Raw genomic sequence first — 16,996 nt, forward strand, 5'->3', positions numbered from 1 at the left:
TCACACCGTCCCTTCGGAAAGCGTGGCCGCGCCGAAGCGCGTAACGAAGTCCCGATAGGTCGCCTCGATCCCTTCATGCAAGCCAATGCTTGCCCGCCAGCCCATACGTGCAAGACGTGACACATCGAGCAGTTTGCGCGGCGTGCCGTCGGGTTTCGAGGTGTCGAAAACAATCTCGCCGTCGAAGCCGACCGCCTCGGCGACCTGCTGCGCCACCTCGCGGATCGACAGGTCATCGCCCATGCCGACGTTCAACAATCCGTCGGCCACTTCGCGATCGAGCACGAACTCGGTGGCTGCCGCCAGGTCGTCGACATGCAGAAACTCGCGACGGGGCGTGCCGGTGCCCCACACGGTCAGCACGCTGTCGCCATGCAGTTTTGCTTCGTGTGCCTTACGGATCAGCGCCGGCAGCACGTGACTGCTGCGCAGGTCGTAGTTGTCGTTCGGGCCGTACAGATTGGTCGGCATCAGCGCGACGAACTTCGTGCCGTACTGGCGGTTGTACGCCTCGCACAGCTTGAGGCCGGCGATCTTGGCAATCGCATAAGGCTCATTGGTCGCTTCGAGCGGTGAGCTCAGCAGATATTCTTCTTCGATCGGTTGCGGGCAGTTCTTCGGATAGATGCACGACGAACCGAAGAATACGAGCCGCGTCACGCCTGCCTGATAGGCGGCGTGAATCACGTTGGTTTCGATGGCGAGATTCTGATAGATGAAGTCAGCCGGCTGCGTAGCGTTCGCAAGAATGCCGCCCACACGCGCTGCCGCCAGCAGGACGACATCCACGTGTTCAGCGGCGAAAAAGCGCTGCACCGCCTTCTGATCGAGCAGATCCAGCTCGGTGTGTGTTCTCGTCAAAATGTCCGTGTAGCCGTCTTCCTGCAGACGGCGTACCAGTGCCGAGCCGACCATACCCCGATGGCCGGCCACGAAGATGCGTGCGCTCTTGTCCATAACCGTCACTCTCGATGTTATTCGTGATGTTCGAGGGCCTTGAAACCGGCCAGCGTCACCAGCGCGTCGCGACGCGCAATCTGGAAGTCCGATCGCACCATTTCCTTGACGAGTGTCAGGAACGGCGTGGTCGGTCTCCAGCCCATTTTGGCGTGCGCCTTCGACGGATCGCCGAGCAGCGTCTGCACTTCAGTCGGACGGAAGTAGCGCGGATCGACCCGCACCAGCACGTGGCCCGGCGAAAGCCGTGTTTCTTTGCCCTCCACCCTGTCGACGATGCCGACTTCATCCACGCCCTGGCCTTCGAATCGCACCATCACGCCCAACTCGGCGGCTGCGGCCTGGACGAACTCGCGCACGCTGTACTGCTGGCCGGTGGCGATCACGAAGTCTTCGGGTTCCTCCTGCTGCAGCATCAGCCATTGCATCTCGACGTAGTCGCGCGCATGGCCCCAGTCGCGCATGGCGGACAGGTTGCCGAGGTACATGTCGTCCTGCAGGCCCACCGCGACCCGTGCGAGCGCACGAGTGATCTTGCGCGTCACGAAGGTTTCGCCGCGCACCGGTGACTCGTGGTTGAACAGGATGCCGTTGCAGGCATACATGCCATACGCTTCGCGATAGTTGACGGTGATCCAGTACGCGTATAGCTTTGCCACGGCGTACGGGCTGCGTGGATAGAACGGCGTGGTCTCTTTCTGCGGCGTTTCCCGCACGAGCCCGTACAGTTCCGAGGTAGACGCCTGATAGAAGCGGGTCTTTTTCTCGAGTCCGAGAATGCGCATCGCCTCCAGAATCCGCAACGTGCCGAGGCCGTCCGCATTGGCGGTGTACTCCGGTTCCTCGAACGACACCGCAACGTGGCTCTGCGCGGCGAGGTTGTAGATCTCGTCGGGCTGCACACGCTGGATGATGCGGACCATACTCGACGAATCGGTCAGATCGCCGTGATGCAAAAAGAAATGCCGGTCGGCCACGTGCGGATCGCACATCAGGTGATCGATCCGATCGGTATTGAACAGCGACGTGCGCCGCTTGATACCGTGCACATCGTAGCCTTTGGCGAGCAGCAGATCGGCAAGATACGAGCCGTCCTGGCCTGTTACGCCGGTTATCAAAGCGACCTTACGATCCATTGTGTTCCCCTCGTCGAAACGTTTGACTACAGTGCTGCACGTGCGGCTGCCCACCGCGCGCGCGTAGAAATCGTCTAGCCTGACCGCACGATCTGTGACGCCCGCGCAGCGTCAATCCGCGCGGCTTTCGTATCCGTAATAGCCGGTGTAGCCACCCAGGTTGAGCTTCGGCGGCGGCACATCGGTCAACAGCACGCCGTGCAGGTTGACGCCTGCATTGACAAGGCGTTTAAGCGCTTCGGAGATTTCCGTCGGCGGATGGCGACCGTGGCGCACCACCATCAGCGTCGTGCCCGCGTGCTTGCCGATCAGCGCGGCGTCGGTCACGGCCAGCACCGGCGGCGTATCGACGATCACCAGGTCGTAGACCCGCCCGAAATGTTCGAGCAAAGTCCGGAAGCGGTCGCTCATCAGCAGCTCGGATGGATTGCCCGGCAAACCGCCCTTGGTGAGGACGTCAAGGCCGGGCAGCACGTCGCGCAGCACGCACTCCTGAATATCTGCGCCATTCAGTACGTCCGCGAGACCCGGGGTATGCGGCAAGCCAAAATGCTTGTGGATATCGCCCCGCCGCATATCGCCGTCGATCAGCAGCACGCGCTTGTGTGCCGAAGCCACCAGCGCAGACAGGTTGACCGACATGAACGACTTGCCGGCATCCGGCCGCGAGCCGGTCAGCATGACGACGTTATTGCGCGCCGAGGTCAGCGCGTACTGCAACGTGGTGCGCAGGCTGCGCACGCCTTCCACGGCGACGTCGTCCGGCGCCTGGGCGGCAAGCACGTGCACACCGGCGCGACGCAAGCCGACATTGCGCTGCACGCGAATCTGCAGGTTGCTGCGCGGCACCACTGCACAAACCGGCACGCCGAGCAGCGATTCGATTTCCGTGGTGTTCTGCACGCCGCCATACAGCGTCTTGCGCGTGAATGCCGCGAGGATGCCGAGGACGAGGCCAAGGCCAGTGCTGATCAGGATCAGCAAGGCGCGTTGCGGGCGGACTGGATCGTCAGCAGGCTCCGCATAGTCGACCACGCGCACGTTGCCCACCTGGCCTGCCTTGACGATACGCAACTGCTGCGCGCTGTTAAGCAGGTTGGTGTAAAGCTCGGTGTCGACGCGGACGTCGCGCAACATCCGCAGCGCGGTTTGCTCTGTGTCCGGCAGCGTCGACACGTTATGCGTCAAGCCGCCCTGCACGCTTTGCAACTGGGCGATCTGCGCGTCGAGCGCGGCTACCGCGGGGTGCGCTGCGGTAAAGCGCGTGGCCAGTTCGGCGCGCTGTTGCTGCAGGTCCACAAGCTTGGTCTTGTTCTCGACGATCTGTTGCAGCAGCAGCCGGCTTTCCTCGCTCAGATCGACCGTACCCTCCTTGTTGCGGAAGGTGTTGTAGCGCTGCTCGGCCTGATCGAGTTCGGTGCGCAACTGCGGCAACTGCTGGTCGAGAAACGCCAGCGTATGCTCGGCCTCGGCCGACTTGCGGTCGATGTCCTGCTGCACGTACTGGCGAGCGATGTTATTGACGATCGCCGCCGTCAGTTCGCTATCGGCGCCTTCGAGCGTCACCGCGATGATGCCCGACTGCACGGTCGTCTCTATGACGTTGAGCTCTTTCTGCAGTTTGTTGACCGTATCGAGCGTCGACGCGCGGCTCAGACTGAATTGCGTGCCGGGACGTGCGATCAACTGGTCGATCTGCAGCCGCACAGGGCCGCGCGAAGTGGTGCCGACCGCGAGCTGTCCGGTCCGCGCACGCAACACTTCGGCGCCGCTTTCGTCGGTCACCACATACGAGTCGTCCGGCAGTACGGTCAGCGCAAACGGCTTGTCGTACATGTCCTTAGGCGTGTCGAACAACGAGACCGTGATCTGCTCGCCGCCCCATCCGTACTGCGGCATGCCGAACAGCGGCGGAGCAAGGCCGTCGCTGCTGCGCCAGCGCGCCAACATCTTGCCGATCACGGGGAAATGATGCGGCGCCGCGGTGATGTCGAGATGGAGCTTGCGCACCGTCTCATCGATCACGAGCCGCGAGCGGAGCAACTCGATCTGTGCCGAGGTCACCGCCTTGGTGTCGAAGATCGACGCCATGGTCTGCAATGCGTCCTTGTTGCCGTTGGCATTGCCGCCGTTGCCGTCGTTCGCGGTGTCCACCTGGATCATCGCGTCCGCGCGGTACACCGGCGTCTGCACGAACGCCACCGTGGTGCCGATCAGCAGCGCCGATAGCGTCACCACGAGGATCATCCGCCAGTGCTGCGAAATGACGGTCAGATAGTCAGACAGACGCAGCTCGTCGGCGGTCTGGACATCGACATATCGGTTTTCAAAATTGGTAGCCATAGTGTCATCAATCCCGCACAACAATTACGTTGAATCGGCGTGCCGCGCCGGGTACGTTCTTGCCCCAACGTGCCCGGCTACGGCTTACTTCGTCACGATTGCCGCGGTCAGTCCTGCGTTGACCAACGGCAACAACAGGTTCAGCACACGGTTAAAGCGCACCAGCCCGCCCGCGTCCACATACACCACGTCTTTCGGCTCCAGATCGAACTGGTTCGCGAGCAGCATCGAGACCGGCGAAGTAGCGTCGAGATGCCAGACCTGCGGCTTGATTCCGGGGCCGCCGCGAATCACGTAGAGTTCCTTCGCGGCCGCGGTGGTGGAATTCAGGCTGCCTGCCTGCGAGATCGCCTCGCCGAGCGAGAGCTTGCCGTTCTTCATCGGCAACACCGTTGCGGGCTTGTTGACTTCGCCCATCACGTAGACGCCGTAGTCTTCACGCGCCTCGACCCGCAGCAGATCGCCGTTCTGAAGCACGATCTTCGAGGGGTTCTGGTTGTTGTGCAGCATCTGCGAGACATTGATGTAGTAGGTCTTGTCGTCGCGCACGATCACCACGTGGCCCTGGTCGGCGGTCGGCGCAAAGCCGCCCGCGCGGCTGATCGCTTCGGTCAACGTCATCGGAATGTCGTTGATGGTTTGCGAGCCGGGCGCGCGCACCTCGCCGTCGATGTAGACCTGCGACGCGCGGAACGACGCAATGCGCACCGTGACCTGAGGCTTGACCATCACCTTGCCGAGGTCGGCGGTAATCCTGCGCTGCACCTGCTCCGCACTTTCGCCGGCTACATGTAGCGTGCCGACATACGGAAACTGCAGGTTGCCTTCGTGATCGACCAGAAAGCCCAGCGCGGCATCCGACGGACGCGAGGGTGCGACCGGCTGACCGAGCGCGGCCGCCAGCTCCGGGTGATCCCAGACGGTAATCTGCAGCACGTCGCCGGGGCCGATCTTGTAGGGTCCGACGGTACCTAGCAGCGGCGTCAGATCATTGCCGTCGCCGCTCACCATAGCCTGATGCTCCTGCTGGATGGTTGCGAGCGTGATATCGGTGATCGGAATCTCTTGCGAACCGGTGGCCTTGCCATCGTCAGTATTGCTAACCGGCAGGCTTGGTGGCTGCACCATGCGCTGGCCGGGTACAACCGAGCACGCTGCCAGCATCGCAACGGCCGCCATGATGCCGAACAGACGCGCACGCTCAATTGCCGTGTGCCTGACACCAACCCTATACGTCGCGCTTTTTATTTGACTCATTTCAGTCTCCCTCACCGCGTCAATATGCATTGTTATGTACCAGGCCTTTGACGATCGTTGCCGCGATGATGCGCATGTCCAACCCAAAGGACCAGTTACCGAGGTAGTACAGGTCATGCTCCACACGCCGCTCCATTTTTTCGATCCGATCGGTCTCGCCGCGATAGCCGTTGATCTGCGCCCATCCCGTGATGCCCGGCTTGATCCGGTAACGCTGGATGTAGCCGGCCACCACCTTCTGATACAGATCGTCATGCTCAAGGGCGTGCGGGCGCGGTCCGACGACCGACATATCGCCGCGTAGCACGTTGAAGAATTGCGGCAGCTCGTCGAGACTGGTGCGGCGCAGGAACGCGCCCACCCGGGTGATGCGCTCGTCGTGACGGGTCGCCTGACGCAGCGCTCCGGGCTTTTCCGTGTGCAGCCGCATGGAGCGGAACTTGTAGATCGTGAAGACGCGGCCGTCGGCGCCCTTGCGTTTCTGCCTGAACAGAACGGGGCCACGCGAGGACAGCTTGACCGCGATCGCAATGCCCAACAGCAGCGGCGCGAGCGAAATCAGCGCGACGGCGGCGAACACGCGATCGAACATCTCCTTTTGCAGTTCGGAGGTCTGCGAGAGCGGCGAGGCGACCAGGTTGATGGCCGGCACGCCGAGCAGATCGATCATGGAACTCTCGAACATCGCGACGCTGCGCAGATCGGGCATGAAGCGGATGTTGACGAGGTCTTCACGCAGCTCCTTCACACACTCGTAGATCGTGTGTTCTTCGGAAAGCGGCAAGGCCAGCCACAACTCATGGACGTCCTGCGCGCGGATATAGTCGGTGAAGGTGTGCAGATCGTCGAAGGCGGGCACCGTCGGAATCACGTTGCTGAGCGCCGGGCCATCGTGCAACACGTCGAGCACCGCCGCGGTACGAAAGCCCGCTGCCGTGCAGCCGTCGATCTTGCGCACCAGTTCCGCCGCATGCGAGCCGCGCCCCACCACCGCCACCTTGCGCAGATTCAGGCCGGCCACGCGCATACGCGCCAGCACGCGGTGCACGACGATTCGCGAGGCGATCATCAGGGCGCCGGTCATGGCGGTCCAGTAAGCAAACCACAGACGTGAGACGAAGTCGCTACGGTGCAGGGTGAACATCAACACGAGCGCGCAGGTTTGTACGGTCAGCCAAGCGAGCGACACCTGCCCGGCCAGCCCCATCTTCGAGCGGCCGCGCCATGACTCGTAGACGCCGAAGGCGGGGAAAAGCGCGAGGGCGAACGCAGCCGCGAACGCGACGAAGGCGTAATAGAAGCTGCGCTGCCCAATGTCATCAAAGCGTATCTGGGACGCGAAATAGGCGCCCGAAACGACCAGCACGACATCCAGCACGCGCGCGGCCAACGCTACAGGCTTGATCATTTTTCTCTCCCCACCACCTGCATTGAAACGGTTTCGCCAACTACGCCAGACTCAATTGCAGCGGCCGTACGTATCGTCGAACCGCACGATATCGTCTTCGCCGAGATACGATCCTGATTGGACTTCGATGATTTCGAGCGGCACCTTGCCGGGGTTTTCAAGCCTGTGACGTACGCCGAGCGGAATGTAGGTCGACTCGTTTTCGCTCAGTAGAAAGCGCTCCTCGCCGCGCGTGACCATCGCCGTGCCGCGCACGACGACCCAGTGTTCCGCGCGATGGTGATGCAGTTGCAGCGAGAGCCGCGAACCCGGCTCGACCACGATGCGCTTCACCTGGAAGCGGTCGCCCTGATCGATGGAATCGTAAAAGCCCCATGGGCGCCGCACCTTGCGGTGTGCGTCGGCTTCGGGTGAACGGTCGGCCTTGATGCGTGCGACCAGACCCTTGACCTCCTGCACGTGCGAGCGGTCGGCGACCAGCACGGCGTCCGCCGTTTCGACCACGACGATATTGCTGATGCCTACACAGGCCACCAGACGCCCTTCCGAATGCGCGTACGACGAGGAGCTGCCTTCGAACACCACGCGGCCACGGCCGACATTGCCGGCGTCATCCTTGTCGAGCGCATCCCATACCGCGTCCCACGATCCCAGATCGGACCAGCCCGCCACCAGCGGCACGACGACACCCTCGAAGGGCTGGCCTTCGGGTCCTGCTGTATTGAGCCGCTCCATCACGGCGTAATCGATCGAATCCGACGGCGCCTTGGCAAACGCCTCCGCCTGCGGGCGGAAGAACGTGCCATCCGTCTTGCCGCCGGCAACCGCGGCGAGGCAAGCCTCGGCCATGGCAGGTTGCAGACGTTCGACCAGTTCGAGCCATACCGAAGCGCGCACGACGAAGATGCCGCTGTTCCACCAGTACGCACCCGAGGCGACGTATTGCGTGGCCAGTTCGAGCGCGGGTTTTTCGACGAAGCGGTCGATGCGGAAGGTGTCCGGTTCGATCTCGGCGCCGAGGCGGATATAGCCGAATGCCGTGTCGGGCCGCGTCGGCGGCACGCCGAGCGTGGCGATTGCGCCGCGCTGCGCATGCTCGGCGGCGCGTGCGAGGGCCTGCTGGAACGACGCGGTGTCGAGCACGGCGTGATCGGCCGGCATCGCGACCAGAATCACGTCGTCGCCGTCGGCTATCGCCAGTGCGGCAGCGAGCGTCAACGCCGGCGCCGTATCGCGGCGTGCCGGCTCGACGATGAGCTGTGCCTCGACGCCGTTCTCGCGCAACTGCTCGGCCGTCACGAAGCGATGCTCTTCGCCGCAGATGATGATCGGCGCAGACCTGACCGTCCATTGCGCGGAAAAGCCTTGCATGCGCGAGACGGTGTCCTGCAGCAGCGATTGCGTGCCGATTACGTCGATCAACTGTTTGGGGTGGTTCTCGCGCGACAGCGGCCAAAGGCGGGTTCCCGAGCCGCCAGCAAGAATCACCGGGGCGATGCTCAACCCGCTCGACGGCTGTTCGGTAAATGTCAGCTTGCCCGCGCCATCGCCGGTGCTGCCGTCCTGGTCGGCGTTATCCCGGTACGCATTTTCCATTTTTAGTACTCCTACACCTAAATAGGGCGTTCTTTTCGTTGACAGGCCGAGGTGCGCGAACACGCGCATCCAACCCACGCTCACGGGCGGCCTGCCCCGTTCGCACCCCCAGATCTCAGGCGGCGATGCCGCTCGCCATTCCCGGATCCGTCGTGTTTAGTCCTGCGTAACAGTACGGCTGCGAGCGCGGTATTCCGTCGGTGAGAGCGCCATGCGTTTGCGGAAGATTTTCGCCAGCCGGTCGCCATTGCCGGTGCCGCTGCGCCGTGCAATCTTGTCCACGGGCAACTCCGTTTCCGTAAGGAAGTTGCATGCGATGCGCAAGCGAACCTGCAACAGGTAATCGGACGGCGTAACGTGCATCTCATGCTTGAAGCGGCGCAGGAAATTACGCTCGCTCATGGCCGCCACATGCGCGGCATCGGCTACCGACACCGGTCGATCGCAGTTAGCCTCCATCCAGCGTGCCGCCGCGCGGATCTTTTCGCCGACGCTCATCGTGCCGCCCTCGGCGAGCCGCGGCATCAAGGCAGCGCCCATGCCGGGCATGACGCGATCGGCGACATTGCGGGCCACGTCGAGACCCAGATCGCGCTTGATGGACATCAGCGCGCTCTTGCTCGAGTCATGATGGTCGTTCGCTTCGCTGAGCGTGCTGTCGTTCGCGACGTGCGTCAGATATGGACTCGTATGTCTGATGTCGTCGTGTTCGGCGAGACCCGCAGCGGCCAGGATCAGACGGCCCTCGGCGATTGGTTCGATGGTGCGGGTGCGCGAGCGCACCGAGCGCAGCCAGCCGAGCAGGCGTTCGTCGCGAGCCGCCAGGTTGGCGCCATAGCCGCCTGCTACGAACAGCACATCGAAGCCGGTGTTGTAGCGTGCGTCGACGCCATCCGTCCACATCCGCGCGGACGACGAGCTGGCAATGCTGCCGCCTTCCATCGAGAGAAATTGCACTTCGTAAGGTGGGTCGTCGCCGCCATGCGCGGTGGCGATTTCGTTGGCCGTATGGAACATCTCGGCCACGATGCCCGCGCCCAGCAAGCCGAATCGTTCGAACAACAGGATGCCTACGCGGCGCGCTGCACATCGCACATTCACGTTAGGCGTATGCAGCCAGGTAATCCTCGCGGTATCAACGGACATATGCGGCATGATCTTCCCCTACCATGTCATGCGTTGCGGGCCGAATCTTCTGATTTTCTAACTTTTTAATAACATTGCACTGCATCATATCCACGCCGAAAATCGCCGTTGATGACAGTGACCGAAATGCGCGCGATGTTGGCGGATTGCGTCGCTATATATAAATTCGCAAAATGGAAATCGATGCGAACGTACAACAGCTTGGCTAATCGCGACATTTGACTCATTGATATCCTTGTGCCGCATTTTAGCGGAACGTATAAAACATCAGATGAATCAAAACGGTCTACTGGACGAGCGCAAGCCGGTACGGCAGGCGAAATTGCCGGTGAAACGGCAATGTTGCTCTGCATGTGAAAGGAGTCCGCGGAGGAATCCTCGTACGATGGCCTGTTTTGAACTTTATGATGCATCGCACCAAGCACGTCGCGTACCAGCCCGATGTGGCGGGGGATTGCGGGGAGCAGCACCTTGCCGTGCTGTCCCGGACGGCGAAAAACGTTTCAAAGGTGAAATTGATTGAAGGAGCCAGATCGGCTTTAAGCAATTGGAACGAAGAAGTGAGGCCTTTATTATTTTATGAAATCGCCGCCAATACCCTATTTACAGCCCACAACCGAATTTGTTTCAAAACCGTACAGAGTCCGGAGGTGTCGGAAATGTTTCAATATTGAAACGCCATGCAAATTCAATAAGTCTGATCTATTCGTCCGACCGGATTTCGAATCGGCTCTCGCATAAGCGGCCAGTTATGGTAACAGCGTTTCATCCGTGTAACTATTTCGCTCGTCAGACGATTTATTCCGACGGGCGCAGGCATCTATTACTGATTAAAAAACCAGCGCGATCGCAGCATTGCATATTTTGTCCGTAAGCTCGCGCGGATTGCACAACGCGCGACGTTTATTGCTCCGATGACCTGGAGTTTGTCGTGGCGTACCAGGTACGCGTCCCCTATGCTGAGATTTGACACCACAAGCGGGCGTACGCCGGCGATGAGGGTGCTAACGCTGCACCACGTTGACGAATCGCTGCACCGTGCGTGGAACGGCCGAAGACAACACGCGAGCTGCGTGGTGTAGCGCACTGGACGGGGTTTTATCGTGTGCCTGAATGATGTGAGTATTGCTTCTGCCATGTTCACGGCGCTACTCGCGCGCCGCTGCGTCGTTCTTCGGACCACCATGAGACACACACCGTCCTCGCAGCACGAGCTTGCGCCATCTGTGTCCCTCTTTCGGCGTGGCGGATTTTCACTGACGACGCTCGCGCTTTGTCTGATGGTGGCGCTCACCATCGCCGCCTGCAGCCAGCACGATGTCGCTGTGAACGCGGCCACGGAAAACGACCCGCAAGCCCCACAGGCGTCATCGGCGCAGACGGCGAGCCCGGCGACGCTGTGCGCAGCAGAGCGCGGGTTTTGCCGCTTCTCCGGCACCGAACAGGTTCGCTACGGCACCTCGAACCGCTACGTCGTGCTCACGCTCACCGGCGGCAAGCCTTGCAATAACAGCGTATTCGGCGACCCGGCACCGGGCTCGCAAAAGAGTTGCTGGATCGTGCGCACCTCGGCGACGAACGCCGCTGCGCCACCGAACCCAGCCCCAACGCTTGTCGCAGACGGAACCGATGCCCGCTCTCAGGATCCGCCACCGGCCGCCACCGCCGCGCCCCACCGTGCCGCTATCACCTGGACCGCGTGCGCCAGCGAGCGCGGCACGTGTGCTTTCTCAGGTACGCACGACGTCAAGTACGGCAGCGATTCAAAATATGTCATCCTGACCTTTACCGGCGGCACGGCGTGCGACAACACCGTGTTCGGCGATCCGGCGCCCGGCGCGCAAAAACGCTGCTGGTACGACAGCGGCGTGGCGCCGGCACCCACGCCGACATCGATCATCGCGACGCCTGGCAAGAGTGCGCTGACCTGTGGCGCACCGTCCGAACCGGCCAACGCGGCGGCCGACGGCCCCGCCATCGAAGCGGATACACCCGGCGGCGACGGTACGCGCATGTTCGCCAACGGTCGCCCCTTCGCGGTGGAACTCACCACGCGCGCCAGGCAGCGCGACACACTCGACTGGCAGATTCTCGATACCTGGAGCAACGTGCGCGCATCCGGGCAATTCCAGATCGCGAGCGGCCCGCAGGTCGTCACGCTCAATTGCGTATCGACGCTCGCCGGTTACTTTGCCATCTCCGCGAGCCTGAGTTCGGCCGGCGCAGACCTGCCGGCTCGCGGCACGCGGCCGGTCGGCATGGCGAGCTTCGGCGTTCTGCCCGATCTGTCTGGCGTCATCACTCCCCCCACCTACGCGCGTGAGGACCTGCACCGGTTCGGCGGCCAGGGCTCGGCCTATGTGACGCCCGGCCAGCACTGCTGCTCGGGCGACGGCTACCGGCCGCTCTACCCCGATCTGGGACTGCGGTGGGTCAACGATAACCGCAACTGGTACATGATGGAGCCGAACGGCCCGAACACCTTCAACGCCGCGTCCTATCCGCTCGCACCGTTCCTCAAGGGCGGCGATCTGCTGCGCCTGATCCAGCTGGACGGGATTCCCGCATGGGCGAGCCCCACGCACGTTGCCACCCACAGCTATCTGCCAGTCTCGGTGCCGGCGTATCAGGCCTTCATGACCAAGGTCGGCCAGGAGTCGAACCAGGTGCGCACCCAGCACTTTCCGCGGCAATCGCGCAACTACTATCAGGTGACGTGGGAGCCCGATTACAACAGCGGCTTACCCTGGAAGGACACGGACGCCAATCTGGTCGCGCTGTATCAGGCCACCTGGCAGGCCATTCACGCAAGCGACCCCAATGCCGTGATCATGGGCACCACCAACGCCTCGGTCGCCACCAATACCGAATGGCTGCAGCGGCTCCAGCCGCTCGGCATCGCGAAGTACCTCGACGGCGTGTCGATTCATGGCTACTACGACGTCGGCACCACGCCGTCGCATCCACCCGAGCGGCTCGTGGGCGACAGCGATCCCGCCAAGGCGGCCCAGTCGCTGCCTGCGACCATGCGTGCGCTGCGCCAGCAGATTGCCTCGACGCTCAAACCCGGCGCGCGTCTGTTTGTCACCGAAACCGGCATCAGCTACGACATCGGCTCCAAATATGGCCCGAACTATCCGACGCCGAACGTGCTGTACGCCCAGGGCGCGCTGGTCGCGCGCACGCACCTGATCCTGCTCGGCGAGGGTGCCGATGTGACCTATCTGTTCTATGCGACCGACTTTCCGGACCAGGCTGGTTATGGACTGTTCTTCGATCTCGCCGATCCGCAAGGTGGCTACGGGCCGTCCGCCATCAGTCCGAAGCCCGCGGCCATGGTCACCGCTGCGATGACCCGCCTTATCGACGGCACCAACACGCTCGGCCCGCTCAACAATCTGCCGGCCGGTGTCTACGCGTATGCGTTCCAGCAGTTGAATAACGGCGCGGTGGTCACGGCCCTATGGACCCATAACAATGCAGCCTGGAACGCGAGCAAGGGCTTCAGCGCAACCTATCAGGTGCCCTACAGCCTGCAGGTCGACGCGCCGGGCAGCTCCGGCCAGGTGACGGTGCTCGACATGATGGGCAATCCGTCGAGCCTGCCCTACAGCAACGGCGTGGCTGCGCTCACGCTGACTGAGGCGCCCATCTACGTGATTTCGACCAACGCGGGCGTCGCTCGCGCCAACGTCACGACGCCGGCCGGTTACGTCGCGCAGTGAGCTTGTCCTGATGCGCAGAGAGTTCGGCGCATTTGGCAGGGATGCCGCTGGCGGATGCGCCGGCACGAAACGCTAGACTGAGATCTGCTCGCGCAGACGACTGAGGAGATCGACGCTACCATGCTTGCCCGCCCCGAATTCCTCGACGTCGTTCGCCTGACGCCGCTCATCTCGATCGACCTCATCGTCGTCGACGACCAGGGACGGGTGCTGCTCGGACGTCGCGTCAACCGCCCCGCACTGGGCGCTTGGTTCGTGCCCGGCGGAAGGATCCACAAGGACGAATCGCTAAGCGGCGCATTCAGCCGGATCGCACGCGAAGAACTCGGGCTGGAGAATCAGTCGCAGAATGCGGCCTGCTTTCGCGGCGTATTCGAACATCACTATGACGAAAACTTCGCCGGCGCGGCCGATATCTCAACTCACTACATCGTGCTCGGCTATATGCTGGTGCTGCGCGAAACAGCGCGTATCGGTTGCTTCGAACAGCACAGCGACTACGTCTGGATGACGCCGTCGGAACTGCTGGCCTGCAGCGACGTGCATGAGAACACCAAGGCGTATTTCCGCTAAGGAAACTTAGAAGCGCTTAATACACAAGCACACAAGCGCGACTGCAGGTTTCTCAGCCGCGCATTGTCACACCCGGCTCATTCGGCCATCTCCAGGCTATCTGCCGCGAGTTTTACATTCAGATAAGCTTCAAAGCCAGCTTTCACCTCGGGATGCCTGAGCGCGAACTCGACCGTCGCCTTCAGATAACCGAGCTTGCTGCCGCAGTCGAAACGCTTGCCGTGGTAGCGGTAGGCGAGCACCTGTTCGTCGGCGAGCAGCGACTGGATCGCATCGGTCAACTGGATCTCGCCGCCGGCGCCTGGCTGCGTCTTGCGCAGATGCCCGAAAATCCCCGGCGTCAGCACATAACGCCCCACGACACCTAGATTCGACGGCGCCCGCGCCGGTTCGGGTTTTTCCACCACGCCCGACATGCGGAACACGCGGTCGTCCCACGCCTTGCCCTCTATCACGCCATAGGATCGCGTTTCCCGCGGCTCGATCTCTTCCACGCCGATCACCGAACAGTGGTAATGGTCGAAGACGCCGATCATCTGCGTCAGCACGGGTGGGCGGCCGTCGATCAGATCGTCGGCCAGCATCACGGCAAACGGCTCGTCGCCGATCAGCTTCTCAGCGCACAGAACCGCATGGCCGAGGCCGCGCGGCTCCGACTGCCGCACATAAAAGCAATCGACGTGGCTCGGCTTGATGCCGCGCACCAGAGCAAGCAGATCCTGCTTGCCACGGGCCATCAGTTCGGCCTCGATCTCGTATGACTTGTCGAAGTGATCTTCGATCGCGCGCTTGCCGCGCCCCGTGACGAAGATCATTTCGGTAATGCCGGCGGCGATCGCTTCTTCGACCGCATACTGGATCAAGGGCTTGTCGACGATCGGCAGCATCTCTTTGGGGCTGGCCTTGGTGGCGGGCAGAAATCGCGTTCCGAGTCCGCCTACGGGAAAAACCGCTTTATGAACGTTGCGCATTTTCTTCACTCCCCTTTCGTGTCGTTGTTTCCGGTTTCCCGCTATGTGAATCCGAGCCTATTCCGCAGCTGTCGAAATTACCTGCCAACTGTTCGCCGTTTCCCGCCGCCGGTGGCGAAGCCAGCCTATACCGGGTCACGCGTTACTTAAATTAAGTTTCATCAAACGATTGCCCTGTTTCAGCCAACGCGCGCGGCCGCCGATCCATAATTTCCTCAACGTGATACGTATTGAGGAGCCGGACATGCCGATGAGCATCGAGATGATCAACGAGTACGGTGACAATGCAGTACGGGTTGCCGTCGACGACAATTCTGTGCTGCTGGCGGCGAGCGAAGTCGACGCGGTCATCGAGCGCCTGAGCCTGCTGCGCGCCGCGATGCGGCCTGAAGTGCCGAAAGAGCCGTCGCGCACGCACCAGTATGTAATCGAAATGGATCCTTGCTGGCACACGGAGAAACATCCGCTCTATGACGGCGCCGTGCTGTTCATGCGACACACCGGTCTCGGCTGGGCCGGCTTTGCGCTGCCCACGGCAAGCCTCGCCAAACTTAACGACGCCTTGTCGAAGCATCTCAAGCAACTGGAAGTGGAAGAGGCGCACGCGCTGATGAATTGAAGCGTTGCAACGATTTGTTCCGCTTTGTGCAGCAATGTATTTCAAAGTTCGTCTCCACTGCGCACATGCGACACCCTATACTGACCTTTCCGCATCACTGCGGTCTTTTTCAAGATCTCCTTACAGCGCGGCTTGTCCGCGCTTTTTTTTTGCCTGTCGCTTTTGCAAGGCGACCCGCGCACCGCGCCTCCGACGCGCGCAATGTATCCACGCAGTTCATGAACATTGCACAAAATTAAAAAAGACTTAATCAAGCTGGCAGTGCCATGTTATCTGCGAGCGCCCATGATGCACGCATCGTCCTTTCCTAGTGTACGAACATGAACCAGCTACAAGCGATGCGTGTCTTCACACGCGTAGTCGATCTCGCCAGCTTCAACCTGGCCGCGAGACAACTGGGCATGTCGGCTGCCGCCGTCACGCGCAGTGTCAGTATGCTCGAGGCGCATCTGAACATGCGCCTGCTCAACCGCACGACGCGCAGCCTGTCGCTCACGGAAGTGGGCAAGGAGTATCTGGACGGCTGCCGCACGATCATCGAAAAGCTCGATGAAATGGAATCGAACCTCGTGCAGACCACCCGCGACCCGCGCGGCACCTTGCGCATCGCCACACCCATGACCTTCGCGACCTCAGGGCTCGGCAACCTGCTCGCCTCCTATCGAACGCTGCATCCGCGGGTCGATTTCGACATCACCACCTTCGACACGCATATCGACATGGTGGAAGGCGGCTACGACGTATGCTTCTCCGACGACCGCCGCCTCGCCAGCTCCACACTGGTGAGCCGCACACTCACGAGCATCGAGGAAGTCACGGTCGCTTCGCCGTCGTATCTGGCTCGCCACGGCACGCCGCGCGACCCGGCCGCACTGAATCGTCATGGCTTGCTGACGGTCTCCGACGGCACCTCGCGGACCTGGGAATTCGCGGATGCCGACGGCGTCTACCGCGTCAACACCGGTAGCGCATTGACGGCGACCAGCAGCGCGATGGTGCGGGTGGCCGCTCTCAACCACATGGGCATCGCGTTGCTGCCGCTGCCGTTCGTCGACGAAGACCTCGCTCACGGCACGCTCGTGCCGGTGCTCGAAGAGTACCAGGTGAATGGCGGTCCCCGTCATGTGTCGATCCTGTACTCCGGCCGCAACTATCTGTCGATGAAGGTGCGCAGCTTTATCGACTTTGCTGTGAGCCAGTATCGCGCACCCGACAAGCAGGTCGCGTTGCGGGTCGTCGCCTGATGGCCCTGAAGAAATACGCTA

Annotated in this window: 14 protein-coding genes; 5 read left to right on the forward strand and 9 right to left on the reverse strand. The window is 61.9% G+C overall.

What is annotated here, in order from left to right; all coding sequences use genetic code 11:
• The 8 genes from P3T17_RS15365 to P3T17_RS15400 all read right to left on the reverse strand — a co-directional run bounded on the left by P3T17_RS15365 (nucleotide 1) and on the right by P3T17_RS15400 (nucleotide 10,196).
• Complete coding sequence (locus P3T17_RS15365; RefSeq protein ID WP_429407641.1) at nucleotides 1–957, reverse strand: GDP-L-fucose synthase family protein; 957 nt, start codon at nucleotides 955–957, stop codon at nucleotides 1–3.
• 17 nt (nucleotides 958–974) lie between these two features.
• The gene (gene gmd / locus P3T17_RS15370) at nucleotides 975–2,093 is read right to left on the reverse strand and encodes a GDP-mannose 4,6-dehydratase (protein WP_074265095.1); all 1,119 of its coding nucleotides are present in this window, start codon (nucleotides 2,091–2,093) and stop codon (nucleotides 975–977) included.
• A gap of 111 nt (nucleotides 2,094–2,204) precedes the next feature.
• Nucleotides 2,205–4,436 carry a polysaccharide biosynthesis tyrosine autokinase gene (locus P3T17_RS15375; RefSeq protein WP_429407643.1) on the reverse strand — a complete coding sequence of 744 codons (2,232 nt, stop codon included), beginning with the start codon at nucleotides 4,434–4,436 and terminating at the stop codon, nucleotides 2,205–2,207.
• Between the two features lie 84 nt (nucleotides 4,437–4,520).
• Nucleotides 4,521–5,693, reverse strand: a complete 1,173-nt coding sequence (locus tag P3T17_RS15380; protein WP_083611435.1) for a polysaccharide biosynthesis/export family protein — start codon at nucleotides 5,691–5,693, stop codon at nucleotides 4,521–4,523.
• Nucleotides 5,694–5,712: 19 nt separating this feature from the next.
• Nucleotides 5,713–7,101 (reverse strand): undecaprenyl-phosphate glucose phosphotransferase, encoded by a 1,389-nt coding sequence (locus P3T17_RS15385; protein WP_074265097.1) that lies wholly within the window; start codon nucleotides 7,099–7,101, stop codon nucleotides 5,713–5,715.
• A 51-nt stretch (nucleotides 7,102–7,152) separates the two neighbouring features.
• A complete protein-coding gene (locus P3T17_RS15390) occupies nucleotides 7,153–8,697 on the reverse strand; it encodes a mannose-1-phosphate guanylyltransferase/mannose-6-phosphate isomerase (protein ID WP_429407645.1) in 1,545 nt (514 codons plus the stop codon).
• 156 nt (nucleotides 8,698–8,853) lie between these two features.
• Complete coding sequence (locus P3T17_RS15395; protein WP_074265098.1) at nucleotides 8,854–9,852, reverse strand: GlxA family transcriptional regulator; 999 nt, start codon at nucleotides 9,850–9,852, stop codon at nucleotides 8,854–8,856.
• Nucleotides 9,853–9,908: 56 nt separating this feature from the next.
• Nucleotides 9,909–10,196 carry a hypothetical protein gene (locus tag P3T17_RS15400; protein WP_143787526.1) on the reverse strand — a complete coding sequence of 96 codons (288 nt, stop codon included), beginning with the start codon at nucleotides 10,194–10,196 and terminating at the stop codon, nucleotides 9,909–9,911.
• A 51-nt stretch (nucleotides 10,197–10,247) separates the two neighbouring features.
• Here P3T17_RS15400 and P3T17_RS15405 point away from each other — a divergent pair, with 51 nt between their 5' ends.
• From P3T17_RS15405 to P3T17_RS15415, 3 genes are all read left to right on the forward strand, one after another.
• Entirely contained in the window at nucleotides 10,248–10,517 is a 270-nt protein-coding gene (locus P3T17_RS15405; protein ID WP_429407647.1) for a hypothetical protein, read from the forward strand.
• 510 nt (nucleotides 10,518–11,027) lie between these two features.
• Entirely contained in the window at nucleotides 11,028–13,568 is a 2,541-nt protein-coding gene (locus P3T17_RS15410; protein WP_429407649.1) for a hypothetical protein, read from the forward strand.
• A gap of 120 nt (nucleotides 13,569–13,688) precedes the next feature.
• The gene (locus P3T17_RS15415; protein WP_429407651.1) at nucleotides 13,689–14,141 is read left to right on the forward strand and encodes a GDP-mannose mannosyl hydrolase; all 453 of its coding nucleotides are present in this window, start codon (nucleotides 13,689–13,691) and stop codon (nucleotides 14,139–14,141) included.
• Nucleotides 14,142–14,218: 77 nt separating this feature from the next.
• Here P3T17_RS15415 and galU read toward each other — a convergent pair whose 3' ends face one another.
• Entirely contained in the window at nucleotides 14,219–15,112 is an 894-nt protein-coding gene (gene galU, locus P3T17_RS15420; protein WP_429407653.1) for a UTP--glucose-1-phosphate uridylyltransferase GalU, read from the reverse strand.
• Nucleotides 15,113–15,362: 250 nt separating this feature from the next.
• Between galU and P3T17_RS15425 the strand changes: the two genes are divergently transcribed.
• Nucleotides 15,363–15,731, forward strand: a complete 369-nt coding sequence (locus P3T17_RS15425) for a hypothetical protein (RefSeq protein ID WP_174567531.1) — start codon at nucleotides 15,363–15,365, stop codon at nucleotides 15,729–15,731.
• Between the two features lie 320 nt (nucleotides 15,732–16,051).
• Nucleotides 16,052–16,975, forward strand: coding sequence for a LysR family transcriptional regulator (locus tag P3T17_RS15430; RefSeq protein WP_074265104.1), 924 nt, complete (start codon nucleotides 16,052–16,054; stop codon nucleotides 16,973–16,975).
• Nucleotides 16,976–16,996 lie beyond the last annotated feature (21 nt).

This window comes from Paraburkholderia sp. GAS82 (genome assembly GCF_050436285.1).
Lineage (GTDB): Bacteria > Pseudomonadota > Gammaproteobacteria > Burkholderiales > Burkholderiaceae > Paraburkholderia > Paraburkholderia phenazinium_B.